The organism is Candidatus Binataceae bacterium, from assembly GCA_035508495.1.
GTDB lineage: Bacteria > Desulfobacterota > Binatia > Binatales > Binataceae > JASHPB01.
In genome coordinates, this window is sequence record DATJMX010000022.1 from 59461 (window position 1) to 85101 (window position 25641).

Consider the following 25641-nt stretch of genomic DNA (forward strand, 5'->3'; position numbering starts at 1 on the left):
TATCATCCGGGTCGTGTTTTTCGCACCATTCGTCTTCTTCTGGGCGCTGATCTTCTTCCTCTTGCTGGCTTTCCTGTTTGCGCTGATTCAGATCCACATCATCAACTATGCGTTCACGATGGTGGGGCTGCCGCCGTCGCTGGCGATGCTCGCGCTGCTGGCTGCGCTGATTGGCAGCTACATCAACATCCCGATAACGCGCATCGAAAGTAACGCGCCGCGCACCGGGCCGCTGGTGCGCAGCTTCGGCGTCGCGTACCGCGTCCCCACGCATCTGGCGAGCGGCTCGACCGTGATTGCGATCAATGTCGGCGGAGCGATCGTTCCGATCCTGATATCAGCCTACGTCCTGTTCCATTGGCCGGCGATAATCGGTGCGTCGATCATCGGCACCGCGGTCGTGACCTTCGTCGTGCATCGCTTTGCGCGCCCGATCCCGGGCCTCGGAATCGCCACGCCGATGCTGGTGCCGCCGATCGCCGCTGCGCTGGTCGCCTACGTCATGGACGCGACCGTCGGCGTTCATCATCGCGACGCCGTGGCGTTCATCAGCGGCGTGATGGGCACGCTCATCGGCGCCGACCTGCTCAACCTCGATCACATCGCGGGCCTCGGCGCGCCAGTCGCATCGATCGGCGGCGCCGGCACCTTCGACGGCATCTTCCTGACCGGCATCGTCGCCGTCCTGCTCGCATAGCGCGGCGGCTTACGCGGGTTTGAATTTCACCAGCGTGTGATCGGGTGTGACGTCGTCGAAGTATGCGACGACCGGCATCTCGACTCGCACTTCCTTGGGATCCGCGATGATGTTGGTCGTCACGCGCGGGCCTTCGTCGAGCTCGACGATCGCAAGGATGTACGGCTCCATGAAGCGGCGGCTCGATGAGCGATACACCGTTGTATAGCTGTAAACCTTGCCGCGCCCGCTGACCGGCTCCCACTTGAGCGCGTCGGCAAAGCAATGCGGGCATCGATCGCGCGGATAGTAGACGAACTTCCCGCAGGCGCCGCACTTCTGCAGTTGCAGCTTGTGCTGCTTGGCCGCGTCCCAGAAAGGTTTGCTCGTTGGCGACGGCTTTGGGAGAGGCTTCAGGTATTCGCTCATGATTTGCGCTCCATGATGAGGGCGACCTGCTCGCTCATGATGCCGCCGTTGCCGTTGACGTAGCCGAGCGAGGCGTTTTTCACCTGGCGCTCACCGCCGCGGCCCATCAACTGACGAATCATCTCGGTGACGTGACTCATACCTCCGGCCAACCCCGGTTGACCGAATGACAACTGCCCGCCATGCGTGTTGCAGGGGAAATCGCCTTTGTAGGTGAGATCGTGCTCGGCGACAAACGCGCCGCCCTGGCCTTTTTTGCAGAAGCCCGCGTCCTCGATCGTGACGATCACTGTGATCGTGTAACAATCGTATGGACAAACGATCTGCATGTCCTGCGGCTTGAGCCCGGCCATCTTGAAGGCCGAATCCGCCGCGGTCTTGATCGGCGATTCGGTCAGCGATGGCGCGTACGTGATCGATGAATGATTGGCGAACTCGCCGGCGCCCTGCAGCCAGATCGGCGGATGCTTCGCGCGCTTGGCGACTTCCGGCGACGCCACGATCACCGCCGCTCCGCCGCTTACCGGACTTACGATCTCGAACAGGTGCAGGGGATCGACGATGACGCGCGACTTGAGCACGTCGGCGATCGTGATCGGCTTGTCATTGAAAGTGGCGAGCGGATTCTTGAGCGCGTTGGTGCGCTGATCGACGGCGACCTTCGCCATCTGCTCGGAGGTGGTGCCGTACTCGTGCATATGGCGGCGCGCGATCATCGCGTAGCCGCAGTTCGCGCCGATATTGCCGTAGGGCGACTCGAACTCGCGTTGCACCGAGACAGTCGGCGGGCGCTGGTCGCCGGCTTTGTTCAGGTCGGCGACGAGGCATAGCACCGCGTTGCACATCCCGGCGTCGATCGCGGCGGCGGCGCGCCAGATCATCCCGGCGGGACTCGCACCGCCGATATCGACCTGGTTCAGCATCTTGCATTCGAGGCCCAGGACTTCGGCCGCGCTCGCAGGATAGATGAAACCCGGATCGGCAAACGGCACGCCGACCAGGAACCCGTCGATGTCTTTCTTTTCGAGGCCGGCATCGGCGATCGCCTCGGCAGCAACCGTCGCCATCAGGCCGAGCGCCGTATGATTGCCCGGCTCCTTGAGCGGTTTGAGTTCGCCGATACCGATCGCGGCGGCTTTTCCCTTAAGACTCATGTGCGATGCTCCCGAAATCAGTTCGTCGCCCGACGCTTATCACACTTTGGCGCGAGGGCGTGAGACGCGATGCGATCGTGAAGCGCGCCCGGGCGCGATGCTGACTCGCGCGGCGGCATCGGCTAGTTTGGGAAGATTACGAGGTGCTTTGATAGATGGCTTTCATCATTTGCGACGACCATAACCTTGACGTCGAGGCCGATGGCATCGACAACGCCCTGGCAAAACAGCTGATGCTGACGGATGCCAAGGCTGACGCGACTCCCACCGAAAAAGAAATCATCGAATTTGGCAAGAAGCATCGCGACTGTAACATCCGGATCCTGGCCGGTTGACAACGCGTCCGCTCGCTCTTCTGGATCGCGAGAACAGCCTGCGACGATTGTGCCGCAGGCTTTTCGACGCGCGAAATATTCGGGCAGTAATTTTCCGATCATATTGACCGGTGATCCGAGCGGCAGATACTATTCCGCCGCGGGGTGGAGCAGTCTGGTAGCTCGCCGGGCTCATAACCCGGAGGTCGAAGGTTCAAATCCTTCCCCCGCAACCAGTAAATTCTCCTGACATTGCCGAAAGGCCGCGATCGTCGAGAGGGAGCGCCTTACGCGCTTGGCCGGGTTGCTAATGTCGAGCCCAGAAATCCTGGAGTTGTTTGCCGCGCGCAAGGGACATTTCCGTTTCGAGTCCGGCCATCACGGCGACCTCTGGCTCGACATTCCTCGCGCGTACACGAATCCGCGGCGTCTTCGCAACTTCGCATCGCAACTCGCGCGTCGGATGATCAGACACAACGCCGAGCTTGTCTGCGGGCCGCTGGTCGAGGGTGCGCTACTTGCGCAGATGGTTGCCGAGGAAATGGGAGCGGAGTTCGTCTTCGCCGAGCAGTTTGTGCGGACCGATCCGAGTCGCCTTTTCCCCACGGGCTATCGGATTCCGGCAGCTCTGCGCTCGTTCCTGACAGGAAAGCGCGTCGCGGTTGTTGACGATGTGATCAATGCGGGGTCGGCGGTTCGCGGCGCGATCGAAGACCTCGAAACCTGCGGCGCCACTGTCGTCGCGATCGGCGCGCTCATGGCACGAATCGACCAGGCCTCGGCTCTTGCCGCGAGCAAGGGCGCCTCGCTCGAATGCCTGGCACCGATGCCGGCAAGCCAGCTCTGGGAACCTCCACAGTGTCCGTTGTGTACATCAGGAATCGCGCTCGAATAACCTGAAAAAAGTAGCCCGGCGCATACGCTCCGGATGCTTATTTCGCTCGGCGGAAGATCGCCTTTGCGCGATTGTCTCTCTCCAAGTTTTGAAGCGGTTATTTTGAAGCGCTTAAATTAGTCCGGCGTCCGCGATCCTGGCCGGAGCTCTCATGCTCGGCCTGTCTAATTTCTCTGCTCCCGTCAGTCCGGCAACCGGCCAAAGCTAGTCCGCCGCATCGACCGCCTCGTGCGTCGCGGCGATTCTCTACGCTCAACCGAAAACAGATGTTCTATGATAGCAGGCAGTTAACAAAACCGTCCATTACGGCTTGCCAAAATTTGCCCCTTTCTGTCTAATTAAGCCAATTAAAGTACCAGAGAATCTGTAGTCGCAACCCTAAATCACGAGGAGGTCTCGATCTGAAGAAACGAGTTCGTAGAACAAGCTGGATGCTAACTGCCGCGGCGCTCGCGCTCTTAGTGATCGCTGCGACCCAGCCTGCCGCCGCGCAGCAGCCGACCGCCGCACCATCAACAAGCTACCAGGCGTTTCCCAGCCCGCAGCAGGAGCCTGGTCCTTCGAGCGGTGAAACGACAACCGCGATCGGACTACTCGAATTCGATCCTTATCTGACCCAGGTGCAGGTCACGTTTTATCTCAAAAATCTCAATCCATCGCAGATCGCGGCCTTTCACCTTCATTGCGGACTGCCCGGACAGCTAGGTCCCATAGTCGTCAACTTCAACATATTTGGATCGTTCACACAGACTTTCTCCCAGGTGGACTCCAACACTTATCTCTTCTCTCAGACCGTGACAGATGCGGACGTTGACGAGGCAAACTGGCCGCCAAGTTCTTTGCGCCCGCCTCCAGCTTGCGCCGCGAACAATATCGGACCGGCACCCGCGACAAACATCGCCGGCATCGAGGCCCTGGCGAGAATCGGACAGCTTTATTTCAACGTGCATGTCGGTAACAGCATTCGGCAGCCAACGTACTTTTTCGGACTGATTCGAGGCCAGGTTTATTCGGTAGAGACGCCGATCAACGCCGCCCTACCCGCAGTGATGTAGTAAGCTATTTGGTCGCGCGCCGGCGCGCGACAGACTGCTGCGCAGATTCCCGCCCAGCTGCATCGTCCGTTCACCGTCCAAAAAAAGTTACTTGCCGTAGGTTGATCCCGATGCCTATCTTTTTTCGGGAGACCTATTTCGCGCGGTGCGAAGCAGTTTCCGGGTAACATTTCGAATCTTGAAACAATCCGGTAATCGAGCGTCAGCGATTTTAGCTGCGGCCAGTATTTTTGTGCTTGCGGGCGTGGTTTTCTGCGCCTTCGAATGCTCGGCGCGTGCGCAAGGCTATGCCGCCGCGATCGCATCGGACGAGCCGTCAATCGCGCCCGGCAGCAGGATCACGCTCCAGAATTGGCAACGCTACAAACAGTTCATGTCCGCGGGGATGATAGCGCTGTTCGAGGGCTCGCATTTCTGGCGGTTGCCGCCGAACATCGAGATTGAAATCGGTCCGACGATTTCAATTCCGCTGCCCGCGAAATATCTGCAAGACACGGCTCGCTATGCGAATCGCACAGCGCTGACCAAGACTCGCGATGGCGGCTACGTGCCGACTGGCTATGTCGCGGGCTTGCCGTTCCCCGAGCCGCAGAAGGGCGACCCGGCGCTCACCGGAGAGCGAGTCTTCTGGGATACTTACTACCGCTATCAGCCGCGAGTTCAGGGCGCGCCGAATTTTTCCTATAGCCTCGATCCCGCAGGTGATATGACGCAGACTTCGGAATCGACTTATGTGCAATCGCAGCTCACGTTCCTGAGCGATCCCGCAATGCCAGCGGCAGTCCCTGAGGCGAATCCATCCGTGTACACGGCCAAATTTGATGAGGAGCTCTCGCCTGAACAATCCAGGTACTCGACCCTGCTCGATCTGCTGCCGTCGGATCCCACAAAGGTTGACGAGCTGTACGAGTACGTTCCCGCACTAAGACGTTCTTTGCGGCTGTCGCAGGCTGCGCGATGCGCTCCGGTATTCGGCAGCGACTACCTCGTCGATGACGAGAACAACGGACCTCCGGGGCTGCCGCAGCTTTTCAAAGTTGACTATCTCGGCGAAAAGAAAATCCTCGCGCTCGTGCACGCGACGCCCGCGGCTTTCGATTCTCCCGGTACCGCAGTCGGACTCGATTCGCGATTCTTCTACGCCGGCGGCGCGGGTGTCGTGCCGTTTCCGAAACCCGCGGCCGGCAGGTGGGAACTGCGCGACAGCTACGTCATCGCGCTTGAGCGACTGCCTCAATTCGCCGACGGCTATTGCTATCGCAAGCGAGTACTATACGTGGACAAGGAAAACTACTTCGCCGCTGCCCAACTCGACCTATACGATTCCGCCGATCAGCTATTCAAGTCGCAAATGATCATCTCATATCCGCAGGCAATCCCCGGCACAGCGAATGACGTAGTACAGTCGGTAGCGGGTTCGAATACTTCATTTCTGATTAATTTCAAGGACAAACATCTGAGTGTCGAGCCGAACCTGCATGCCTGTATCAATTCCGATTGCGCGCGCAACGGTTACTTCGACGTCAGCCGCTACGCCAGCCCTGAAGGACTGATGAAAATCGTGCAGTAGGCTCTATCGCGTTGTCGTTGGAAGCTTACAAGGCGGTGCGGTCGCGCAGCCTCGCGATCCTGATCATATCGGCGCTGGTTTACGTCGCGAGCTTTTCCGAGCAGGCTCGGGCGCAAGATTTATCGCTTAATTTAGCCGATCAGTTCGGTCGCAGCATCTTCACGGGCGCAGCGCAGCCGATGCTCGATCTCAGTCATTCCGATTCTCCGCTCAGCGGACTATCGATTACGGGTCTTTTGAGCAACACGAGCGGGATGTGGGCCAGCTCCGCCGAGCTAACCAACTTCGGGCGCGCGGCAGGGGAGCATCACGGCGCAAATTCACTTTCTGTCGAACGCAATTGGATCCAGGCCGACTCCAACTACGTACTCGACGGCAATAACAAGTTCTTCGTCCGATTCTGGGGCGTCTACGAGCCGCCATATCCGTGGGAATCGACTAATATTCTCAGCGAGCAACAGGTTTACGATAAGAGCCAGTCGCAATTTTATAACCAGTATACTGTTCGCGATGCGTTCTGGAAAAATACCACTGGCCCGTTGACACTATTTCTCGGGCGCCAGATCGTAACGTGGGGCGAGTCGTTATCGTTTCGCGTTGGCGATGTTATCAATCCGCAGGATCTGAGTTGGAACTTCGGCTTCGCCAACCTCGAGCAGTCGCGCCTGCCGCTCTGGATGGTCCATCCGATTTTGAACCTGCCCAAGGCCGGTCCCTTCACCGACAACTTCATCGAAGGCGTATGGGCGCCCGCGTGGCAGCCGATGTACACCAACGTCGATTACGCCGACAACCGCTACGCCGGTCTGCACTCGATCGCGGGTTCAGTGAACCTCCAGCCGCCCGGCGGCGCGCGCTTCGATACCTATCCGTATCCGTTCACGACGCCCGCGCAAACGCCGCCCGGGATGCAAGCTGCATTTCCGCAAGTGACGAATCTCGTTAGCCAGGTGCAAACCTACCGCCTGCCCTCAGACACTTGGGCGAATTCGGTCGAAGGATTTCGGCTGCATACGCTTGTTGAGGACGCCGAGATAACGGCGCTTTACTGGCACGGTCATCAGCTCAACAACACCATGTTCGTTAACGGCACACCGCAGATCGGTCAGACGTTTCAGTTTCGTTATCCCGAGCTGAACGATGTCGGTATCACATTGAATCGCCCGATCTATATTCCGGTCGGCGCCTTGGCGAACGTGCCCTTCGTGTTGCGCACCGAAGGCGTATGGCAAGATCGCACGCCCTTCAACACGCTCAATACCGCGCGGCCGAGCGCCGTCGTATATTCGAGCACGCTGAACACGCTCGCTGCGCTCGACGTCGATGGTCTCGCAACGCCGTGGCTCTCACGCACCGGCGCGCTCACACTAAACCTGGAATGGAACAACTACACGATCCTGAGCCCCAACAAAGATCTGGTCTATGGCGGATACGCGGAGCATTGGCGCCATAACGAAGAGAATCTCCTGTTCAGTGCGAGCACGAGTTGGTGGTGGGGCGCAGTCGTGCCGACGCCGACGGCGATCTTCAATCCCGATGGCAATACATGGGAGTTCTTTCCGAATATAGTTCTGACACCGCCGTGGACCAACAAGTATCTGCTGATGCTCGAATTTATTGGCGTGCTCTCAAACGACAAGTACAGCGCCTATGCGGGCGGTAACTTCAAGGGCAAGAATATCCTGCTGATGCAGTTTCAGTACAATTTCGATTTGGTGCGCGGACGGAACTGAATTGCCGTGCCGCAGGCGGTCGCGTTTGCGCGATACGTCTATTGGCTTGTGCGCCTCGATTTGGGAACTTTTAGCCGCAGCACCCGGTTGAAGGTTAAGTTGCGCGGCGTTTTTTGAATGGGAATCAAGTCAGCCAAGCGGCAACGCTTCGAAGGGGAGGTCTTGCCGGAACTGAACGTTCTCTTTGCGGCGGCGCTTTATCTTTCGCGCAGCCAGGACGAGGCGAACGATCTCTGCGAAAAAACGATGGTGCGCGCGTATCGCGCGTTCAACGGTCGAATCGCGGCGAACTGCCGCTCGTGGCTGCTGTCAATCCTGCATGACATCGTTCGCGCGGAATCGTTAGCGCAGCCTGCGCCCGCAGTCGCCGCAGCTGACACCGCGTCGGTTGGCGGACCGGCTAAGGGGCGACGCTCAGTTGAAGATTCCGGCGTCGATCGCGCGCTGCAGAGTTTGCCAGCCGACTGCAGGGCGGCGGTGGTGATGGTCGACGTCGCGAACTTGAACTATGGAGAGGCGGCGAAGGTCCTGGCGATCCCGGTCGAGACCTTGCGTGCGCAGATTTCCAGGGGACGAGCGCTGATGCGCAATGCGCTCGCGCCGTTGCGCGGTCCCGGAGGGCTTGCCAGTGCCTGATTCCGAGGCCCGGCGCGATATCGCGGCGATCGATCATCAACAATTTGTCGATCGGTATCTCAGCGAGGTCGAGAGCGAAGAGCGTCGTGAGGCGCAACGGCACGTGGCCGGATGCGCTGAATGCCAGGAGAAGCTAGCTGCTGAAACTGCGATGAAAGCTGAGATGCAAACTCTGACCGCTGTGCGCGCGCCGCTGGAGTTGCGCGATCGGATCCTGGCGGCGCTCGACGAAGTCGATCGCGAGTCCGAAAGGGCGGCGGCGCAACGCAGCAGATCGCTCGGCCGGACCTTCAGCTGGATTGCAGCGGGCGCGATCGCAGCCTGCCTCGTCGCAGTGGTATTTCTCCGCGCAAGCTTTCAAACGAATCCGGCATTCGACTCCGCGATCGCCACGTTCGAAAAGTCGCAGCAAAACTTCGCGCCGAATATCCCGTCTGACTCCGCCGCCGAGCTCGCCGCCTCGTTTATAACCCAGTTCGGTGTTCCGATGGCGTGGGATTTTTCGTCACTGGGGCTCAGCGTCGCGGGCGGGCGTATCGATCACGCGCCTGACGGCCGCGTCGTCGGATACAGCATGTACAAGGGCAACCGCGGCACACTGATGTGCATCATCTATCGCGCCGACGCGATTGCCTTTCCGCCCGGCGGCCAGCTCGTCAAGGGAATTCACATTTACGAGTACAAGGGCTACTCGATCGCGGAGACCAATCGCTATGCGGTATTCGCGATCATGGTCAGCACGGTGCCCGCCGCAGATTTGCAGCAGGCATTCGCACAACTCCCGGGTTAATAACGAAAAAATGCGGCGAAGCACGAATGCCTCGCCGCATCGATTCTTGCCGCTGACTGATTGTTACGCTGCGAAGACTTCCTCGAAGAACGACACCATCGAGTTCCACGAACGCTGGTCGGCGGACTTGTTGTACTTGATGCCGGGATTCCCGAGCTGGTCGGCATCGCGATTCGTGAAGCTATGAACGGTGCCGCCGTAGCTGATGACCTGCCAATCGGCGCCGGCCTTGGTCATCTCGGCTTCGAAGTCGGTGACCTGCTGAACCGGGATCATCGGATCGTCGGCCCCGGTGCAAACCAGCACCTTAGCCTTGACCTTGCCGGCCTCTGCGGGCGTCTGCGTCTGCAATCCGCCATGGAACGACACAATCCCACGCAACGGTTCGCCTGCGCGTGCGAGCTCCAGCGAAAACGTCCCGCCCATGCAGAAGCCGATCGACGCGAGGCGATTTCCATCGACCTGCGGAAATGACTTGAGCTTGTCGAGCGCCGCGCGGCCGCGCGCGCGTAATGCGCCGGGCTTGCCGAAGAGCGTCATCGCTTTTTCGATCGCCTTCTGCAGATCGGTGAACTGCATGCCGTCGCCATATGGATCGCCGGCGAACGCGACGTAACCGAGCGCGGCGATACGCTCCGCGCGCTCTTTGGCGTGCGCGCCGAGGCCGAACGCCTCCGGCATCACCAGCACTCCGGGGCGCTTGCCCTGCCTGGTTTCGTCATAGGCGAGGTAGCCGCGGAGCGTTACGTCGCCGTCCTTGTATTCGATGGTTTCAGTCTTCATCCGATGCTCCTTGCTCTTGAGTGGGAAAAGCGGCGCGAGCTTATCACGAAAATCGCCCCGCGCAGGAGCCTCGATTTGCATAGTTTGCCGTCCTCAATCCGAGTAATAAGTAGGAACCAGCATCAAAGGAGATTCGACAATGGACGACCGTCTTGGCTTCGGTGTGTTTCTCGCCCCGCATCATCCGATCGGCGAAAACCCGACCCTGCAACTGCAGCGCGACCTGCAGCTCGCGACGCTGCTCGACGATCTCGGCTACGACGAGTTCTGGGTCGGAGAGCATCATTCGGGCGGCTGGGAAACGATCGCCTCGCCGGAGATGTTCCTCGCCGCAACCGCGATGGTCACAAAGCGAATCAAGCTTGGCACCGGCGTAGTATCGATTCCGTATCACCATCCGTTCACAGTCGCGCAGCGAATCGTGATGCTCGACCATCTGAGCCGCGGGCGCGCGATGCTCGGCGTTGGCCCGGGCGCGCTGCCATCGGACGCTTTCATGCTCGGCATCGATCCGATCGTTCAGCGCGATCAGATGGACGAGGGCCTCGGCGTCATCATCCGCCTGCTCACCGAACGCGAGCCGATCACGGTTGATGGCTCATGGTATCGACTGCGCGACGCGGCACTGCATCTGCGCCCGATACAGCGCAAGTTGCCGATCGCGGTCGCGTCGATGATCTCGCCGGCCGGGATGAAGTGCGCGGGAAAATACGGCGTCGGCGTGCTGTCGGTCGGATCGTATCTGCCCGAGGGTCTCAGCGCGCTGAAGACGCAGTGGTCGTTTGCCGAGTCGTCGGCCAAGGAGCACGGGCAGCAGGTCGATCGCGAAAACTGGCGAATCGTGATGCCGTTCCATATCGCCGATTCCAAGGAAGAAGCGCTGCGCGACGTCGCCGAAGGCCTCAAGCGCTGGAACAACGAGTACGTGGTCGGAATCCTCGGGCGCCCGGACGGCAAGAACTTCGATGACGGTTACGAAGCGGCGAAGTTCATGAACGAGATGGGCGGTGGCATCTTCGGCACGCCTGAGGATGCGATCGAAAAGCTCGAAAAGCTGAAGCAGCTCTCGGGTGGTTACGGGACCGTGCTCGCATTCGCTCACGATTGGGCGCCGCGCGAGAAGATGTTCCGCAGCTACGAGTTGCTCGCCCGCCACGTTATCCCGCGATTCCAGGGCCAGCTCGATTCGATCGAGCTGAGCGCGGCGCGAGTGACGGCCAAGAAGGTCGAGCTGATGGGCGCGGTCGCCGGCGCGATAATGAAAGCGATCAGCTCCGACGAAAAAGCAGTCGAAGCATTCGCAAAGAGCGCTGCCACGGGACCCTTCAGCCTCGCCCCAGCCCAGAAAGCCGCCGCCGACTCAGCCCCCCGCCCGGCAGGAAAATAGGAAATTCTCCGAAGCCCCTCTCCCGTGGTCACGGGAGAGGGTGCCTGACGCGCGATAATCGCGTGCAACACCGGTGAGGGCGATTGGCGCTTCATCACCCAATGCTCGATGCGAACAAATGCCAGGTTTGGTGCGCTCTTCGAAAGTTTGACCGTCAACGGAAATTCTCGCACAGTCTCCGATGCGCAGACCTCTCTGTCCGCACAGCGCGCTGGAGGCGTAGCGTGACTTTACCACGTTCGGTCGGACGCTCGAGTCAGCTCGTCGCGTTACTTTCATTCGCAGCGCTCTTTGCTGCGTCGCTCGCCTTCGCCCCTCGCGCGAGAGCGCAGAACTCGACGATGCTCAGTACGGGCGTCTCGGTCGACGTATGCAACAGCTGCGACCTTCAGACCCAGGAGGCCGTCGCCTCCGAGGACGATCGTCACGACTCAGCCGACTCCGCTTTCGATAGCAGCGAGCGCTCGGAGAACGTCAGTCATGACGAGGCCGATCAAAGTATCCAGCGCAGCAACATGCCGGGCGAAGTAAAGCAGGAGGCCCTGGCTAACGAACAAGAGCGCCATCAAAACACGTTGACCGCGATCGAGCGCGATCGCGCGATCGAAGCCTCGCGCCATCAGCAACGCCTCGCGCAGATCATGGCGCAGGCCGGCAAGCTCCTGTCGGATCTCGTGCAGAACGTGATGCCGAATGGATCGCCGGCGGGCGGAACTCCTTCAGGCGGCGGCGCACCAACTTCGCCGAATCAACCGGGTCCTGGAAATGCGCCGAGCGGCGGCGGCAACCCGTCGATGCCCAGTGGAGCTGGCGGCGGCAATCCTGTCGCAGGCGGCGGCGGTGGTTCTCCAAACAGTGGGGGCAATCCATCGGGAACTGCGCCGCCGCCGATTAGCGCTAATCCGATCGCGGGCGGAGGTTCGCCCAACCCCTCGGGGGGAGGATCGCAAAATCCGCCGAACAACACCCAGTATCCCGGTGCACAACAAGTCAACCCTTCACAACCGTCAGCTTCACCGCAGAACTCATCCTCGAATCCAGGCAATCAAAGCCCCGGCATCCTCAAGGGTCTGAACGACTGGATCAATGGCCTTGCGCAGAAAATGGCGCCGCCGCCGAGCACTGGAACTGGACAGCCATACACGGGCCCGCTCGCGATCAACGGTCATTCGCCGCTCTATTACTTGAACGAAGCGGCCAACAGTCTCGCCGACAAGCTGCCTGGCGGTAGCAGCGGCCTGCAGCAGGCAAACCAGGCCGTCGGCAATGTTGCCAACGGACAACGAAATCAGTGGACGACACCGATGAGCCCGCAGGCCGCTGTCGGACAGGTCGGCTATGCGTTCACGGGCGCAGTGATCGGCAAGGGCCTCGGCGCTTCGGCGGGCGCACTCAAGGGTGCATACGGGCAGGCGATTCAGAACGGCGCCGGCAGGATGGGCGCGCTCCAGACCGCAGGCAATTCGATCGCCGCCGCAACGACCGCAGGCATCGGCGCGGCAAGGCAGGAGGCGACGACGCTCGCGGGGATGGGAGGCGCGGCGGCAGGCAATCTCGGCACCAATCCCGGCGGCGGTTCATATAATGGAAGTGTCAGCTCAGGCGGCGGATCCGAACCTCCCGGCGGCGCTGGGGGAGGCGTCGGCGGCGGACCGAATGAGCAGGGCGGAGGTCCCGCGCCGGGTGAGGCGAGCAGTTCGACCTCGACGCAGACCGCTCAGGCCGGCGGCCAGAGCCGTACCCAACCTGCCGCGGGAGGCGGAGGATCTCCGCCTGAGGAGTCGGTCCCGCCCGCAGATGGAGCGGGCACTCCTTCCAATCCGCTCACGGGCGCGGCGGTTTCGAACTCGTGGGAAAATCTGGCGGGCAAGACGATCGTCGTGGGCGGCCAGCCGGTTCAACTCGGCAACATGGTCGGATCGCCCGGCGGTTTCGGCGCCGTTTACCAGATGGCGGAAGACCCAAGCAAAGTGATCAAGATCGTGCGCCCTGGCGAAATCGGCGCAGACTCGATCACGCGGCAGTTGGAAGGCGCGGAATTGGCCAATGCGGCCGGGGTTAAAACTCCCGCCGTTTATCAGGCGTCGGCAGGCGCGAACGGCGATCCGCCGCATATCATCATGGACAATGTCATGGGCGGGAAGTGGTCGAATGTGCAGATGCCGTCGCAGGCGCAGCTCACCCCGCAACAGGCCACCGCGCTCCAGCAGATGTACAACCAGCTCGGTCAGAACGATCTTATCTGGGCCGACGGCAAACTGAACAACGTTTTCTTCTACGACTCGCCCGAATCGCCAAGCGTCGGGATTCTCGACCCCGACATGATTTTTCCTTCGAGTCAGCTTCCCTGGCAGCCGCCCGTTGTGGGCGCGAACCTGATGAAGAACGCATCGGCTGCGATGAAAGCGACGCTCGGCCGCCTGCAATACACTCCCGAAGATATCAACGCCGTTGACGTGATGCGCGATCGCTTTAAGTTTCAATTCCCGAGCATGTAAACGCGATCGCACACGCGGAATTCATTGATGCAAAAGTCCGCGCTCGACCGTTATCGCATCGGCGTAATCCGCCCGCATCATTCCCGCGTAGATCGCGCGGACCGCGGCGCATTTCTGCGCGTCGCTCTGATGGACGGGATCGTTGATCATCGCTTTGATCGCATTCAGATCGTTGGCCGGCATGTACATCATCGTTCTGCTCAGTGCCGCCTGGAAGTCCTGGGGATTCGGCGCGCGCCGCACCGGAAGCCCGTTGATCGAGGCCAGCGCAGCGCGATCGTAGATCCTGCCCCACTTGCGTTGCTGATCCACCGGAAGTTGCTCGATCGCCGGGACGAACGCCTCGCCCGCGCCTCCGCTCCAGAGCATCGCGCAGCTCTGCGTATTAGCCCGATTCGCCAGTTCCGAGCTGAGCCACAACAGCTTGCCGAGCGAGGCATCGTCGAGGCGGCGAAAGCCGTCATTGGCAGCGGCGGTCAGCAATTGACTCGCTGTCATCGAGCTGCCGCCGGCAGCCTGGCTCGCGATCTGATTCGTGGCGCGCGAGATCGTCGGATACGATTGCACGAGCGTGGCTTGAAACACGCTCTCCGGCTGATTGCCCTCCGCGCTCGGATGCATATCGTAGCGGGTGAGAATGAATCCCGCGACCAGTCCTAAGATGATCACAAAAAGCAACCGCCGGCCCCATCGCGAGCGTCGCGGCCGCTCGGCTCGAAACGGTTTCGCGGCTGTTTTCTGTTCTGCCATATTCGCGTCAGATCCTCCTTTATCGCGTCGCTCGTCGTGCCGCTATTGCCCGATGCGCATCGCTGCTCCGATTGTGCGATAACTCCGCTGGAGGTTTTTCGACATGGCCCAGATGGACGTTTACGAAGCGATGCGCACGCTGCGCGCGGTGCGCCGGCTCAGGCCCGATCCGATTCCCGCCGACGTGCTGCACCGCGTGCTCGAGGCCGCGACCTTTGCACCCACCGGCGGCAATCAGCAGCCGTGGCGAATCGTCGCGGTCCGCGACGGCGCGAAGAAGCAGCGCCTGGGCGAGCTCTACGCCGATCGCTGGCACAACTACACCAAGCGCTATCGTCCGTTCCCGGCCGACATGCCTGCCGATGCGCGCGAGCGCACCGAGCGCACACTCATGGCCGGCGACTTTCTCGCTGATCATTTTGGCTCGACGCCGGTCATCGCGATGTTTTGCTTCAATCCGAAGTTCATGGCGATCACCGATTCCGAGCAGAAGAATCGCCCATCGGTTGTCGGCGGCGGCTCGGTCTACACCGCTGTCGAGAATCTCCTGCTGGCGTGCCGCGCCGAGGGTCTGGGATGCGTATTGACGACGCTGCTCTGCGAGCGCGAGCCCGAGGTGCGCGCGCTGCTCGGCATTCCTGATCCGTGGTACACGGCAGCCGCGATCCCGATTGGCTATCCGGTCGGACGCGGACATGGCCCGCTCATTCGCCGCCCTGTCGATCAACTGGTGTATGCCGATTCGTGGGGCGCGAAGTTCTGAGGCTTGCGCCGGATTCATTGAAATCGCGACACGCACTCGCGGCGCTGCTGGTCGTCGTGGGATTTTGCGCCGGCCTCTGGCCGCTCGCGCATGATTTTTATTTCGCGCACGTCGATGAGCATCTGTACGCCGACGCCTCGATTCGCATGGTGCAGTCGGGAGACTGGGGCACTGCGTACTACAACACCGGCTACCCGCGCTTTCAGAAGCCGATTCTGACCTACTGGCTGATAGCTGCGAGTTACCGGGCCTTCGGGATCAGCGCGCTCACCTCGCGGTTGCCCTCGATACTCGCGGGCGTCGTGACGCTCCTAATTACTCACGCGCTCGCGATACGCGTCACGCCGCGCGCTCCGGCCGCGATTCTCGCGATGCTCATCCTGGGGAGTACGCCGGTTTTTATTCTCGCGGCGATTCGCGCCAATCCCGACATTTTTCTCGCGATGTTCATCGCGTGGAGTGTGTACGGATTTTTCGGCCTGATGTTCGCTGAGACGCCGTCGGCGGGCGACGGATGGCATGCGTACCTCGGCGCTGGACTCGCGATCATGGCCAAGGGTGTCCCAGGTCTGATCTTTCTCGCATACATATGGCTCTTCGCCGCGACGTTCGTCGCCGACCGGCGGCGTCGCGTGATTCCGCTGATTCCGCTGGCGGTCGGACTCGCGATTCCCGTCACATGGTTCCTCGCGACGCTGCACGCACATGGCAGTTTGTTCACGCACGTGATGTTCAACGACCAGGTGCGGGCGCGCATCTCGCTCGGAATCGTCGCAACGCCGCTACGCATGCTGGCGATGGTTGCGCAATACGTACTCTTCTTCCTGCCGTGGTGCATCGTGCTGATCGCGGAGCGAGTTGCCCAGGCCCGAGCCGATTCAATCATGAGATCGGAGTTCGCGCGCTTCGCGGCAGGATTCGCCTTGCTCTATGCGATCGCGTTCGGCCTGAATCCCACGATGAATGGGCACTATCTTCTTCCCGCGTGCCCACTGCTCGCTGTCGTGATTGCCGGGGCGCTGGCTGAGCTCGATTCGCACGCCTCGCGTGTCGCTCTGGAAGCGGCTGCGGCCATCGTCATGGTGGCGCTGGCGGCATTCTCCATCTTCGCGATGCTCCTGAACCGCGACGGCTTGACGATTACCAGTGGGATGGCGTGCGCGGCGTTCGCCGTCTCGATTTTGTTGGCGATCCGACGCATCAGGACTTCCGACTTGCTGATGCGGCTGGCGGTCGGCATTTTCCTTTTCTTTCCGCTCGCGAGTGTTCTGCTCCGGCCATGGCTGTTGCCGGATTTTGGACAGCAGGTCGTGGCCGCGGTTGGACCCACCGCCTCGCGTATATCTTTCGTCGGGCCCGAACCGCTTGCGTCTTATGTTCGCCTTGCGTCGGGTGGAACCACGCAGGTGATGAGCGGGCCCGATCTGAGCAGCGCGCTTTTGTCGGACCTGCCGATAATCGCGCCCAAGTCAGACGCGGAGCTGCTCGAATCGCATGGCTATGCGATCGCGCCTGTCGGCGGCGCGATCGAGCGAGAGTCTGTTAGCGACGTGGCCCGAGCGGTGTTTCGCGTCGACTTCGGCAACTTCCTCGAATCGTCGAAGCAAGGATTTGTGCTTGCGATTCCAGCATCGCCTCCGAAACCATGATCGCATTCTGCTGCGATCATTTGACCGGCGGTTAAAGTGGCCGCGAACGGGCGCTGTCGTCCGATAATTGACGCCAGCACAAACGCCTTCGCTTTAATCGCGCTCGCGAGCGTTCGATCGTAGCGGAATCTTAACTTACTCCGAGCCTCGCGAAATGAAGTTTTTTCTTTCTTCACACGTCACTTGTTTCGAAAGATGGCATCTAACCCTGAGTTTGACCCATCTGGCCTTGTGTGCGCGATGTAAAACTCCAATTCGCGCGCCATCGCAAAGATGGCAGCAAAATTGCTGGTGACTGCTGGATCTCAAATTGAATATCGACTCTTAGGCTGAACCGGACCGCATTGGGGGCGGAGCACCGCCCGCAGGAGAGAGACGTGCCACTCTTGAAAACGGCGAGCGAGCTTCGTTGCGCGATCGTATTGGCCGGTGGGGATGGCCAGCGTCTGCGTCCTCTGACCCGCCGAATCACTGGCTTCGAGATCCCCAAGCAGTTCTGCCCGATACTCGGCAACGAGACCCTGCTTTCGCAGACGCGGCGCCGGATTGCGCTGATGTTCAAGCCGGCCGAGACGATGCTGTTGCTCAATGGCGAGCATGAAGATCTTTACGCATCGCACGTCGGTGGCCTGCCCGAGACGAATCTCCTCGTTCAGCCTGCAAATCGCGGCACTGCCGCTGGTATCCTGTATTCGCTGCTGCGAGCCGCAGATCGCGGCGCCGAGACCATCGCCTTCTTTCCCTCCGATCATTACATCAGCGACGACGAGCGCTTCATGCGTCACGTCGAAGTCGCGTTCGATGCCGTCCATGAGATGCCGGGGCTCACTGTGATGCTCGGGATCCCGGCCGAAGGCCCTGAAGTCCAGTATGGCTGGATTGATCCCGCCGGCAGCACCTCGATGCCGACGCCGTTCGCCTTCCACGGGCTACGTGGAATCCGACGATTCTGGGAAAAACCATCACCAGCTATAGCTGACCAGCTTTTTCGCCGGGGCTGCCTGTGGAACAGTTTCGTGATGGTCTCGGGCGTGAGCAACATGCTCGAGCTGTTCAGGCGCTCGGTACCGGAGCTGTACAGCAAGTTCGACGCGGTCTGGACCTCGCTCGGCACGCGCTCGGAGCATCGCGTGATGCGCTCGCTATATCCCAACCTGCCGAATGTCGGGTTTTCGACCGAGATTCTGGAGCGTTTCTCGCCGGAGATGGGCGTACTGCCAATCCGCGGCATCGAGTGGAGCGATCTCGGCGAGCCCGCTCGCGTGATGGAGATCCTGGGCCGCCGCGGCCTCTCCCCGGCCTGGCTGCAGCAAGCCTGAAGTCTCTCTCGCGTATTCATTGACTAACGACCCTTGCGCACTAGCACCGCGCAAGGGCCGCCCCTCATTCAGATCGAATGGCGGCCATCATTAAGAGTTGCAAGGTTGTGCTCCGAAAAAAATAGCAGGGTGGGCGTCCCTGCCCGCCATTAAGACGGCGCGCGGCGCGGCTTCGATGCTGCCAAAACGAAGCAGGGCCGCCGGCGCTATGCGCTGGCGGCCCTGCCGTTATCTCTTCTGTTATCCGATCAGTCGAGCAGTGACTTCGCCACTACCTCGCGATGCACCGGCGCGTTGCCGAAGTTCGCTTCGCCCGCGAGTGCGCGGCGATGGAACAGATGCATATCGTGCTCCCAAGTGAAGCCGATACCGCCGTGGACCTGGATCGCCTCGGACGTGACGTTCTTCGCCATATCAGAGGCGTACGCCTTCGCCATCGGCACGGCAGTCGCCGCCTCGGGCGACTTGGTATCCACGGTCCAGCACGCGAAGTAGGTGAGCGAGCGCGCGTTCTCGACCGCGACCATCATGTCGACGCACTTATGCTTGACGGCCTGGAACGAGCCGATCGGCTTGCCGAACTGCACGCGGGTCTTCGCGTACTCGACCGACATGTCGAGCGCCTTCTGCGCGGTGCCGACCATCTCGGCCGACAGCGCCGCCGTTGCGATATCGAGCGTGCGATGCAGGATCGGCCAGCCTTCGCCTTCCTTGCCGAGGATGTCGGAGCCGGGAACCTTGACGTTGTCGAATTTCACGTGGCACAGACGCCGCGTCATATCCACGGTCTTGAGCTGCGTAATGGTCACGCCCTTCGTATCGCGCGGCACGAGCAGAATCGTCACGCCCTTTTCGCCGGAGCCGCCAGTGCGGACCGCGACCGCGATTCCATTGGCGACGTGCGCATCGGGAACGAAGAACTTCTCGCCGCTGATCGTGTAATCGGAGCCGCTCTTCGAGGCCTTGAGCTGGATCCCGTCCGCGTCGAAACGTCCCGCGGCTTCGGCGATCGCGACCGTTCCGATAAACTCGCCGCTCGCCATTTTGGGCAGGACATTTTTCTTCTGCGCCTCGGAGCCGCCCTCGATCAGAAGCGGAGCGCCGAGTAGTGCCGAAGTGAAGAACGGGCCGGGGATCAGGACCTTGCCCGCTTCCTCGGCGATTACCGTCATGTCGAGGAAGGTGCCGCCCTGGCCGCCGTAATTTTCGGGGATCATCAACCCGGGCCATCCGAGCTCGACGAGCTTCTTCCAGAAGCCGGGATCATGCGCAGTTGCGTCGGCCATCATCTGGCGCACGTACTTGGTTTCGCAATTGTCGGCCAGGAAGCGCTTGGCCGCATCGCGCAACATTTCTTGTTCTTCAGAAAAGCCGAAATCCAACTTGGTCGGTCCTCCGTTTAAATCGATGGAATCCGGCGGAGCCGCTCGGATCCATGATTCAGCTACCACTAACCCTTTCAGCCGTGCAAGCAGGGGCAACTCTAGGTTGATAGCGCCGCCGATGGAATAATCGCGACGCCGGGAGGGCCGCTACGATGCCGACGCAGGCTCCAGATCACAAGTCGTTGGTGAAGGAGGAATTCACACGCCAGGCCGACGCGTTTGCTTCTTCGCCAACTATCAAGGATCCCGATCGCATCGCACTTCTGGTTGCGGCTGTCGCGCCCGACGCGACGACGCGCGTGCTCGAGCTCGCGACCGGCCCCGGTCATATCGCGCTCGCATTTGCGCCGCGATGCCGCGAGGTCGTTGGCATCGACCTGACCGAGGCGCCGCTCAAGATCGCGGAGAAGATGCGCGCCGAGCGCGGAATCACCAATGCGCGATTCATCCAGGGCGACGTCGAAGGCCGGCTGCCGTTCGACGACGGCGAATTCGACGCGGCCGTGTGCCGTTTCTCGTTCCATCATTTTCAGAATCCCGCCAACGTCGCGCGCGAGATGGCGCGCGTCTGCCGCGTCGGCGCGCGAATCGTGGTCGAGGACATCGGAGCCAGCGAGCATCCGGAGCGCGCCGCGTATCACAATCATTTTGAGCGGCTGCGCGACACGTCGCATACGCGCTTCATTCCGCTTTCCGAGATGCTGACGATGATCGCGGCGGCCGGACTCGATGTCGTGAGCGTTAAGACCGCCGAGATTCCAAATCCCGTCGAGCGCTGGCTCGAGACGACCTACACGCCACCCGAGCGTGCCGCCGAGGTCCGCGAGTTTATCGAACGCGACATCCGCGAGGACTTAAGCGGCGCCGACGCACGGCGCCAGAATGGCAAGCTCTACTTCACGCATCGCTCGGCGATCATCACCGCGCGCAAGCTCGCGCATCGTTGAAAAGGGGAGGGGTGAATCATGAGATGCGACATCTGTATCGACGTTGACGACGTCGCCGCCGCAGTGAAGTTCTACGGCGACGGCATCGGACTCGAAGTAGTGAAGGCGGAGCAGGACTGGGCGCAGGTGAAGATCGGCGAGCAGACGATCTGGATCATGAAGATCGCGGCCGGCCCGGCCGGCGAAATCACACGCTCATACCATCGCCACTGGACTCCAGTGCATCTCGATTTCCACGTCAAAGACATCGACGCGGTGATCGCGCGCGCCATCGCCGCAGGCGGCAAACTCGAAAACCGCCCCAAGCCCCAACTGGCAAACCTGTCAGACCCCTCCGGCAACGGCGTCGACCTGGTTAAGGCGAACGATTAGTCTTCGAACGGATTGAAGCAACTGACGCCGCTGCGTTCGACGTCCTTGGCGTTCCGAGTGACGAAGGTAAGGTCGTGCACTGCGGCGGTAGCTGCCATTAAGGCGTCAACCACAAAAAACTGGTGGTGAGCGTTTATCCGGCCCCAACGTTGCGCGATTGCCTTGTCTACCGGTAGCAGACGGTCTCCAAGCGATCGAAGCAACTCATGTAACCAGCCTTCCAGTTGATGCACTCCATGCGGATTTCGTCGCCGCAAGCGCTCTATCTCTTGCCGAATCTCGCCGATGGCCAGAACGCTTACGAAAACCTCGTGTTCAGGGATCTGTAGAAACCATTGCCGAACGTGCGGATCGCACCTTTCTTTCTTGCGCAGTTCTGAGAGCACAATGGTGTCCAGGAGATACATCAGAGGTCGACTTTCCGCGCCTTTTCACGCGAGCGGACGATCTTCAGATCGATATCCGGGCCGGACATAAGGATTTCCTTGAAACTACGCCTTCCCTTGCTCGGCCGATCGAAGTCTTCGGCGCGGACGAGCACCGCGACGGGTTTGCCGTGACGTGTGATGGTCTGTGGACCGTCTTTTATCGCACGCTCGACCATCTCACTGAATCGCGCCTTCGCCTGCTGCACCTGCCACTTCATAAATTCAGTCTAGTCTGACTAGTTAGAATAGGCAAAGGAAGGGTATATCAAAACTCCCAGCCGATGATCGATTTTATGAAGATGCCGTGGCTGGCGGTTGTTGTGCCGATGCCGACGCCGAGGTTCAGCTCCAGCCGATCGATGATATGCAGGTTGGCGGCGGGGACGACGAAGTGTTGCTGCTTCTGGATGCCGGGCAGCGCTTCCATTGCGCCCATGTCGCCGTAGTATTCGAGCGCCGGCGTTACCCATCGCGTCAGGTCATACTCGATCATGCCTGAGGGCTCGAACTGAAAGCCCTTGTGCGCGCCGGGACCGCTGAATGGATCTTCAAAAGCGAAGTTGCCGACGATCGTGAACTTCTTGAACTCCGTCTCCGCGATCGGGCGAAGCTCCAGCGTCATCGGGTTTTCCTCGGCCTCGAAGCGCATGTAATCGAGCTCGATATTACCGCCCAACTGCACCGGCCACTTCTCGGTTTGTGGGATGCCGAAGTGCATCTTGGTGCGCGACCCAGCGTAGTTGTATTCGCCGTTGCTGAATTTCCCCGTCGCGAAATATTGACCGACCTCGAGCCACGGAAAGACGCCGTACGAACCCTCGAGCGTCTCGTGGACCTGGTAGGGGTTGAGTTGCTGCTTCGCGAGCGTGCCGGTCGCGGTCGTGACGCTATTGGAATGAAGCTCGAGCTCGAAGTGCCCCTGCGGCGTCGTTTCAGTCTCGTAAATCTGGATTTCGTAAAAGTCGATCGCCGAGGCGGGCCGCGCCTCGAAAAGAAATGCGGCGAGAAACGCGAGCATCACGAGGATGGTGCTCAGTCTGCGATGCACGCGCGGCACTGTTCACTTCGGCTTCGACAATCCTGCATCGTCAGACGCGCCGAGCGCGACTGCGGACCAATCCATCTCGCTGCGCCCGTTGGCAATCGCAGAGAGAAAGCGATCGTGAAGCATGCTCGCCAAGGGCATTGGCGCGGAGACCTCCGCCGCCGTCTTGAGCGCGAGGTCCACGTCCTTGAGTCCGAGCGGCAGACGAAAGCCGGCGGGCGTATGCTTGCGATGCGCGATCGCCGCGCCGTAGCCCTGATAGACCGGGCACGCGAAGAGCGATTTGGAGAGGAGATCCATGACGACGGTGCGATCGACGCCGCTCTTTTCAACCATTGCGAGCGCCTCGCCCATCGATTCCATCGCGGCCGCGATCATGAAGTTGCCGGCGACCTTGACGACGTTGGCGGCGCCGGGATCGTCGCCAAAATCGACGATCGCCTGGCCCATTGCTTCAAGTATGGGTTTAACTTTCTCCTTGGCCGTGCGCGGGCCCGAGGTGCAGATCCAGAGCTTCTTGGCCGCCGCCGCCTCGGGACGGCCGAACACCGGCGCGCTGACCATGACGCTGCCGCACTCGTGATGCACGGTCGCGAGCTTGCGCACGATCGCGGGCGAGACCGTCGTCATTGAAATATGGATGCCGTGCGGTGCGAGGCGCGAGGCGATCGCCGCTTCGCCCGTGACAAGATGTTCCAGCGACGCGTCGTCGGCCAGCATCGAGATAACGATCCCGTGCGCATGCGCCACGTCGCCTGGACGCTCGGCGAGTTTCGCGCCCTTGGCGACCAGGGGCGCCGCCTTCGAGGCGGTGCGGTTGAAAACAGTGACCTCGAAGCCTGCGGCGAGCAGATTTTCCGCCATCGCCGATCCCATCGCGCCCAGGCCAACAAATCCGATTTGCTGCGTCATGCTCCAAAGCTAGCATCACGCGCGCATCTTTGAAGAGCGAATCAGGCCACGATTCCACTTGCTCGCAGCTCGTCGATCGCCGCGCGCTCGAGGCCGAGGCTCTGCATCACTTCGTCGGTATGCTCACCGAGCATCGGCGCGGCGCGGCGAATCTGCGTCGCCTCGCCATCGAAGCGCGCCGCCGGCCGCGGCTGGCGCATCGGCCCGCCGTTCGGATGCTCCATCTCGAGAATCATCCCATTCGCGGCGATTTGCGGGTCGCTCAGAAGATCCTTGCGGCTCAGCACCGGTGAGCATGGCACCTGGGCGGCATCGAAGGCGCGGAGCCATTCAGCGGACGTCTTGTGCTGGAGCGCCTCGGCCGTCAGCGAAAGACGATCCTCGGCGTGACGCACGCGCGCGGCGGGCGTGCTGAAGCGCGGATCGTCGAGCCATTCTGGATGACCGATCGCGCGCGCGAGCCCCTGCCATTCGGCGTCCGAGACCGCGCCGACCGTGATGTAGCCGTCGGCGGTTTCGTAGATGAGATCGCGTGAGGTCTGGCGCACGACTACATCCTCGTTGCCCTTGAAGGTGTAAGCGGCCATGCCCTCAGGCCACTGGAACGCAATGACGGCGTCGAGCATCGCGAGCTTCAGATGCTGTCCCTTGCCGATGCGCACGCGGCCGAGCAACGCCGCGGTCATGGCCTGCGCGGCGGTCATCGCGGTTATCAGGTCGGGAACGATCAGGCGGAACATCCGCGGACGTCCCGTGCTGTCGGACTGAATCGAGGCGAGGCCCGACAGCGCCTGCACGACGGGATCGTAAACGCGCTTGTGAACGTAGGGACCTTTCTCGCCAAAGCCGCTGATCGAGACGTAAACGAGTTTCGGATTCAGAGCGCTGAGAACGTCGTAACCGATTCCCATGCGCTCGGCGGCGCCGGGTCGGAAATTCTGCACAAACAGATCGGCGTCGCGCACGAGATTTTTCAGCAGCTCGACGCCGTGCTGCTCTTTCAAATTGATCACGACCGAGCGCTTGTTGCGATTGATCACGGCGAACACCGGCGACATCGCGCTCTTGCCCGAAAGCGCGCGTGTCAGGTCGCCCATGCCCGGCGGCTCGACCTTGATAACATCCGCGCCCTGGTCGGCGAGGATCATTGTCGCCATCGGACCGGAGACCATCTGGGTCACGTCGATGATGCGAATACCGTCGAGCGGACCGATCATAGCAGACTCCTTCAGCGCGAGCGCGCGACTCCGATGCGGGGGCATAGGTGAGCGACCGGGCAGCGCGAGCACCAAGGCGACGTGGGATGACAAATTGTCTGGCCGAATGCCACCAGGATGCCGTTGTACTCGAGCCAGTGCTTCTTCGGCAGCACCTTACGCAGCGCCATCTCGGTCTTGTCCGGGAGCTTCGTCGTGACGAGGCCCCACCGATTCGAGATGCGATGCACGTGCGTGTCGACGCAGATGCCCGGTTTGCGAAACGCTTCCGTGACGACGAGATTCGCGGTCTTGCGCCCGACGCCCTTGAGCGTCAGCAGCGCATCGATATCGTCAGGCACGCGGCCTTCGAACTTGTCGATCAGGTCGCGGCAGATGCCACGAATCACCTTCGCCTTGGTGCGATAGAAGCCGACGGGATAGATGAGCTTCTCGAGCATCTTCGGACTGAGAGAAAGAATCGTCTCAGGCGTCGCAGCACGATCGAAGAGTCGCGCCGATGCGACCGCAGTCGTCTCGTCCTTGGTGCGGAGGCTCAGGATGCATCCGATGAGCGTCTTGAACGGATCGCGCGACTGCACCGCGATGAAGCTGACGATCGGCGCATTCCACGACGGCGCCTGCTTGCGCAGGATCTTGAGCGCCGCGCCAATCGTTGTCGGTGTAAGTGCGGCAGGCGCCCGGTTAGGAACCGCCGCCACTCTCGCAAGCTGTTTAGCTGTCGCCGTCACGCACTCCATCTATCATCGTGCGTTCCCTGACTGAACCGGATACGGAGCGCCGCCGTTCATCAGTCTGCAGAGAAGTTCGGTCTAAAAGGCGAGCAGCCCGAAGTGATCAAGCGGCGTGGACGCGCACGATCTCGCCGCGAGCGTATCGCCACTGAAGTCTATCGCTAGTCATTTGACGGTTTGCGTGGAGGGGAATAGGTTTC

Annotated in this window: 26 protein-coding genes and 1 tRNA gene; 16 read left to right on the forward strand and 11 right to left on the reverse strand. The window is 61.0% G+C overall.

Annotated elements, in window-relative coordinates:
- Nucleotides 1-13 precede the first annotated feature (13 nt).
- Nucleotides 14-697 carry a DUF1614 domain-containing protein gene (locus VMA09_07375; protein ID HUA33409.1) on the forward strand — a complete coding sequence of 228 codons (684 nt, stop codon included), beginning with the start codon at nucleotides 14-16 and terminating at the stop codon, nucleotides 695-697.
- Nucleotides 698-706: 9 nt separating this feature from the next.
- On the opposite strand, the gene VMA09_07380 is transcribed toward VMA09_07375, so the two are convergent.
- Entirely contained in the window at nucleotides 707-1105 is a 399-nt protein-coding gene (locus VMA09_07380) for a Zn-ribbon domain-containing OB-fold protein (protein HUA33410.1), read from the reverse strand.
- On the reverse strand, nucleotides 1102-2259 hold the full coding sequence (locus tag VMA09_07385; GenBank protein HUA33411.1) for a thiolase family protein: 1158 nt from the start codon (nucleotides 2257-2259) through the stop codon (nucleotides 1102-1104). Before VMA09_07385 ends, VMA09_07380 begins: the two co-directional genes overlap by 4 nt.
- 155 nt (nucleotides 2260-2414) lie before the next feature.
- On the opposite strand from VMA09_07385, the gene VMA09_07390 reads away from it, so the two are divergent.
- The 8 genes from VMA09_07390 to VMA09_07425 all read left to right on the forward strand — a co-directional run bounded on the left by VMA09_07390 (nucleotide 2415) and on the right by VMA09_07425 (nucleotide 9252).
- Entirely contained in the window at nucleotides 2415-2594 is a 180-nt protein-coding gene (locus tag VMA09_07390; GenBank protein ID HUA33412.1) for a hypothetical protein, read from the forward strand.
- Nucleotides 2595-2732: 138 nt separating this feature from the next.
- Nucleotides 2733-2809 (forward strand) — tRNA-Met (locus tag VMA09_07395).
- A 74-nt stretch (nucleotides 2810-2883) separates the two neighbouring features.
- A complete protein-coding gene (locus VMA09_07400) occupies nucleotides 2884-3468 on the forward strand; it encodes a phosphoribosyltransferase family protein (protein HUA33413.1) in 585 nt (194 codons plus the stop codon).
- A 431-nt stretch (nucleotides 3469-3899) separates the two neighbouring features.
- The gene (locus VMA09_07405; GenBank protein HUA33414.1) at nucleotides 3900-4523 is read left to right on the forward strand and encodes a CHRD domain-containing protein; all 624 of its coding nucleotides are present in this window, start codon (nucleotides 3900-3902) and stop codon (nucleotides 4521-4523) included.
- Between the two features lie 232 nt (nucleotides 4524-4755).
- Complete coding sequence (locus VMA09_07410) at nucleotides 4756-6093, forward strand: DUF1329 domain-containing protein (GenBank protein HUA33415.1); 1338 nt, start codon at nucleotides 4756-4758, stop codon at nucleotides 6091-6093.
- A 17-nt stretch (nucleotides 6094-6110) separates the two neighbouring features.
- Complete coding sequence (locus VMA09_07415) at nucleotides 6111-7826, forward strand: DUF1302 family protein (protein ID HUA33416.1); 1716 nt, start codon at nucleotides 6111-6113, stop codon at nucleotides 7824-7826.
- 117 nt (nucleotides 7827-7943) lie between these two features.
- Nucleotides 7944-8462, forward strand: a complete 519-nt coding sequence (locus VMA09_07420; GenBank protein ID HUA33417.1) for a sigma factor-like helix-turn-helix DNA-binding protein — start codon at nucleotides 7944-7946, stop codon at nucleotides 8460-8462.
- Nucleotides 8455-9252 (forward strand): hypothetical protein, encoded by a 798-nt coding sequence (locus VMA09_07425; GenBank protein HUA33418.1) that lies wholly within the window; start codon nucleotides 8455-8457, stop codon nucleotides 9250-9252. Before VMA09_07420 ends, VMA09_07425 begins: the two co-directional genes overlap by 8 nt.
- 63 nt (nucleotides 9253-9315) lie before the next feature.
- On the opposite strand, the gene VMA09_07430 is transcribed toward VMA09_07425, so the two are convergent.
- The gene (locus VMA09_07430; protein HUA33419.1) at nucleotides 9316-10035 is read right to left on the reverse strand and encodes a dienelactone hydrolase family protein; all 720 of its coding nucleotides are present in this window, start codon (nucleotides 10033-10035) and stop codon (nucleotides 9316-9318) included.
- Between the two features lie 139 nt (nucleotides 10036-10174).
- On the opposite strand from VMA09_07430, the gene VMA09_07435 reads away from it, so the two are divergent.
- Nucleotides 10175-11422 carry an LLM class flavin-dependent oxidoreductase gene (locus VMA09_07435; GenBank protein ID HUA33420.1) on the forward strand — a complete coding sequence of 416 codons (1248 nt, stop codon included), beginning with the start codon at nucleotides 10175-10177 and terminating at the stop codon, nucleotides 11420-11422.
- 224 nt (nucleotides 11423-11646) lie between these two features.
- Nucleotides 11647-13920 (forward strand): hypothetical protein, encoded by a 2274-nt coding sequence (locus VMA09_07440; protein ID HUA33421.1) that lies wholly within the window; start codon nucleotides 11647-11649, stop codon nucleotides 13918-13920.
- Between the two features lie 21 nt (nucleotides 13921-13941).
- On the opposite strand, the gene VMA09_07445 is transcribed toward VMA09_07440, so the two are convergent.
- Nucleotides 13942-14670: a hypothetical protein gene (locus VMA09_07445; GenBank protein ID HUA33422.1), complete on the reverse strand. Its 729-nt coding sequence runs from the start codon at nucleotides 14668-14670 to the stop codon at nucleotides 13942-13944.
- A gap of 103 nt (nucleotides 14671-14773) precedes the next feature.
- Between VMA09_07445 and VMA09_07450 the strand changes: the two genes are divergently transcribed.
- The 3 genes from VMA09_07450 (at nucleotide 14774) to VMA09_07460 (ending at nucleotide 18401) form a co-directional block, all read left to right on the forward strand.
- Nucleotides 14774-15433, forward strand: coding sequence for a nitroreductase family protein (locus VMA09_07450; GenBank protein HUA33423.1), 660 nt, complete (start codon nucleotides 14774-14776; stop codon nucleotides 15431-15433).
- 17 nt (nucleotides 15434-15450) lie between these two features.
- Entirely contained in the window at nucleotides 15451-17082 is a 1632-nt protein-coding gene (locus VMA09_07455) for a glycosyltransferase family 39 protein (GenBank protein HUA33424.1), read from the forward strand.
- 377 nt (nucleotides 17083-17459) lie between these two features.
- Nucleotides 17460-18401, forward strand: coding sequence for a sugar phosphate nucleotidyltransferase (locus tag VMA09_07460; GenBank protein HUA33425.1), 942 nt, complete (start codon nucleotides 17460-17462; stop codon nucleotides 18399-18401).
- A 248-nt stretch (nucleotides 18402-18649) separates the two neighbouring features.
- On the opposite strand, the gene VMA09_07465 is transcribed toward VMA09_07460, so the two are convergent.
- On the reverse strand, nucleotides 18650-19852 hold the full coding sequence (locus VMA09_07465) for an acyl-CoA dehydrogenase family protein (GenBank protein HUA33426.1): 1203 nt from the start codon (nucleotides 19850-19852) through the stop codon (nucleotides 18650-18652).
- An 86-nt stretch (nucleotides 19853-19938) separates the two neighbouring features.
- On the opposite strand from VMA09_07465, the gene VMA09_07470 reads away from it, so the two are divergent.
- A complete protein-coding gene (locus tag VMA09_07470) occupies nucleotides 19939-20733 on the forward strand; it encodes a methyltransferase domain-containing protein (protein HUA33427.1) in 795 nt (264 codons plus the stop codon).
- Between the two features lie 18 nt (nucleotides 20734-20751).
- Complete coding sequence (locus VMA09_07475) at nucleotides 20752-21105, forward strand: VOC family protein (GenBank protein ID HUA33428.1); 354 nt, start codon at nucleotides 20752-20754, stop codon at nucleotides 21103-21105.
- On the opposite strand, the gene VMA09_07480 is transcribed toward VMA09_07475, so the two are convergent.
- The 6 genes from VMA09_07480 to nth are packed head-to-tail and all read right to left on the reverse strand — an operon-like array spanning nucleotide 21102 to nucleotide 25408.
- Entirely contained in the window at nucleotides 21102-21512 is a 411-nt protein-coding gene (locus tag VMA09_07480) for a type II toxin-antitoxin system VapC family toxin (protein HUA33429.1), read from the reverse strand. The genes VMA09_07475 and VMA09_07480 overlap by 4 nt on opposite strands.
- Nucleotides 21512-21751 (reverse strand): type II toxin-antitoxin system Phd/YefM family antitoxin, encoded by a 240-nt coding sequence (locus VMA09_07485; GenBank protein ID HUA33430.1) that lies wholly within the window; start codon nucleotides 21749-21751, stop codon nucleotides 21512-21514. Before VMA09_07485 ends, VMA09_07480 begins: the two co-directional genes overlap by 1 nt.
- Before the next feature lie 47 nt (nucleotides 21752-21798).
- The gene (locus tag VMA09_07490) at nucleotides 21799-22581 is read right to left on the reverse strand and encodes a hypothetical protein (protein ID HUA33431.1); all 783 of its coding nucleotides are present in this window, start codon (nucleotides 22579-22581) and stop codon (nucleotides 21799-21801) included.
- A gap of 12 nt (nucleotides 22582-22593) precedes the next feature.
- Nucleotides 22594-23490, reverse strand: a complete 897-nt coding sequence (locus VMA09_07495) for an NAD(P)-dependent oxidoreductase (GenBank protein HUA33432.1) — start codon at nucleotides 23488-23490, stop codon at nucleotides 22594-22596.
- Nucleotides 23491-23531: 41 nt separating this feature from the next.
- A complete protein-coding gene (locus VMA09_07500; GenBank protein ID HUA33433.1) occupies nucleotides 23532-24707 on the reverse strand; it encodes a CaiB/BaiF CoA-transferase family protein in 1176 nt (391 codons plus the stop codon).
- An 11-nt stretch (nucleotides 24708-24718) separates the two neighbouring features.
- A complete protein-coding gene (gene nth, locus VMA09_07505) occupies nucleotides 24719-25408 on the reverse strand; it encodes an endonuclease III (protein ID HUA33434.1) in 690 nt (229 codons plus the stop codon).
- Nucleotides 25409-25641 lie beyond the last annotated feature (233 nt).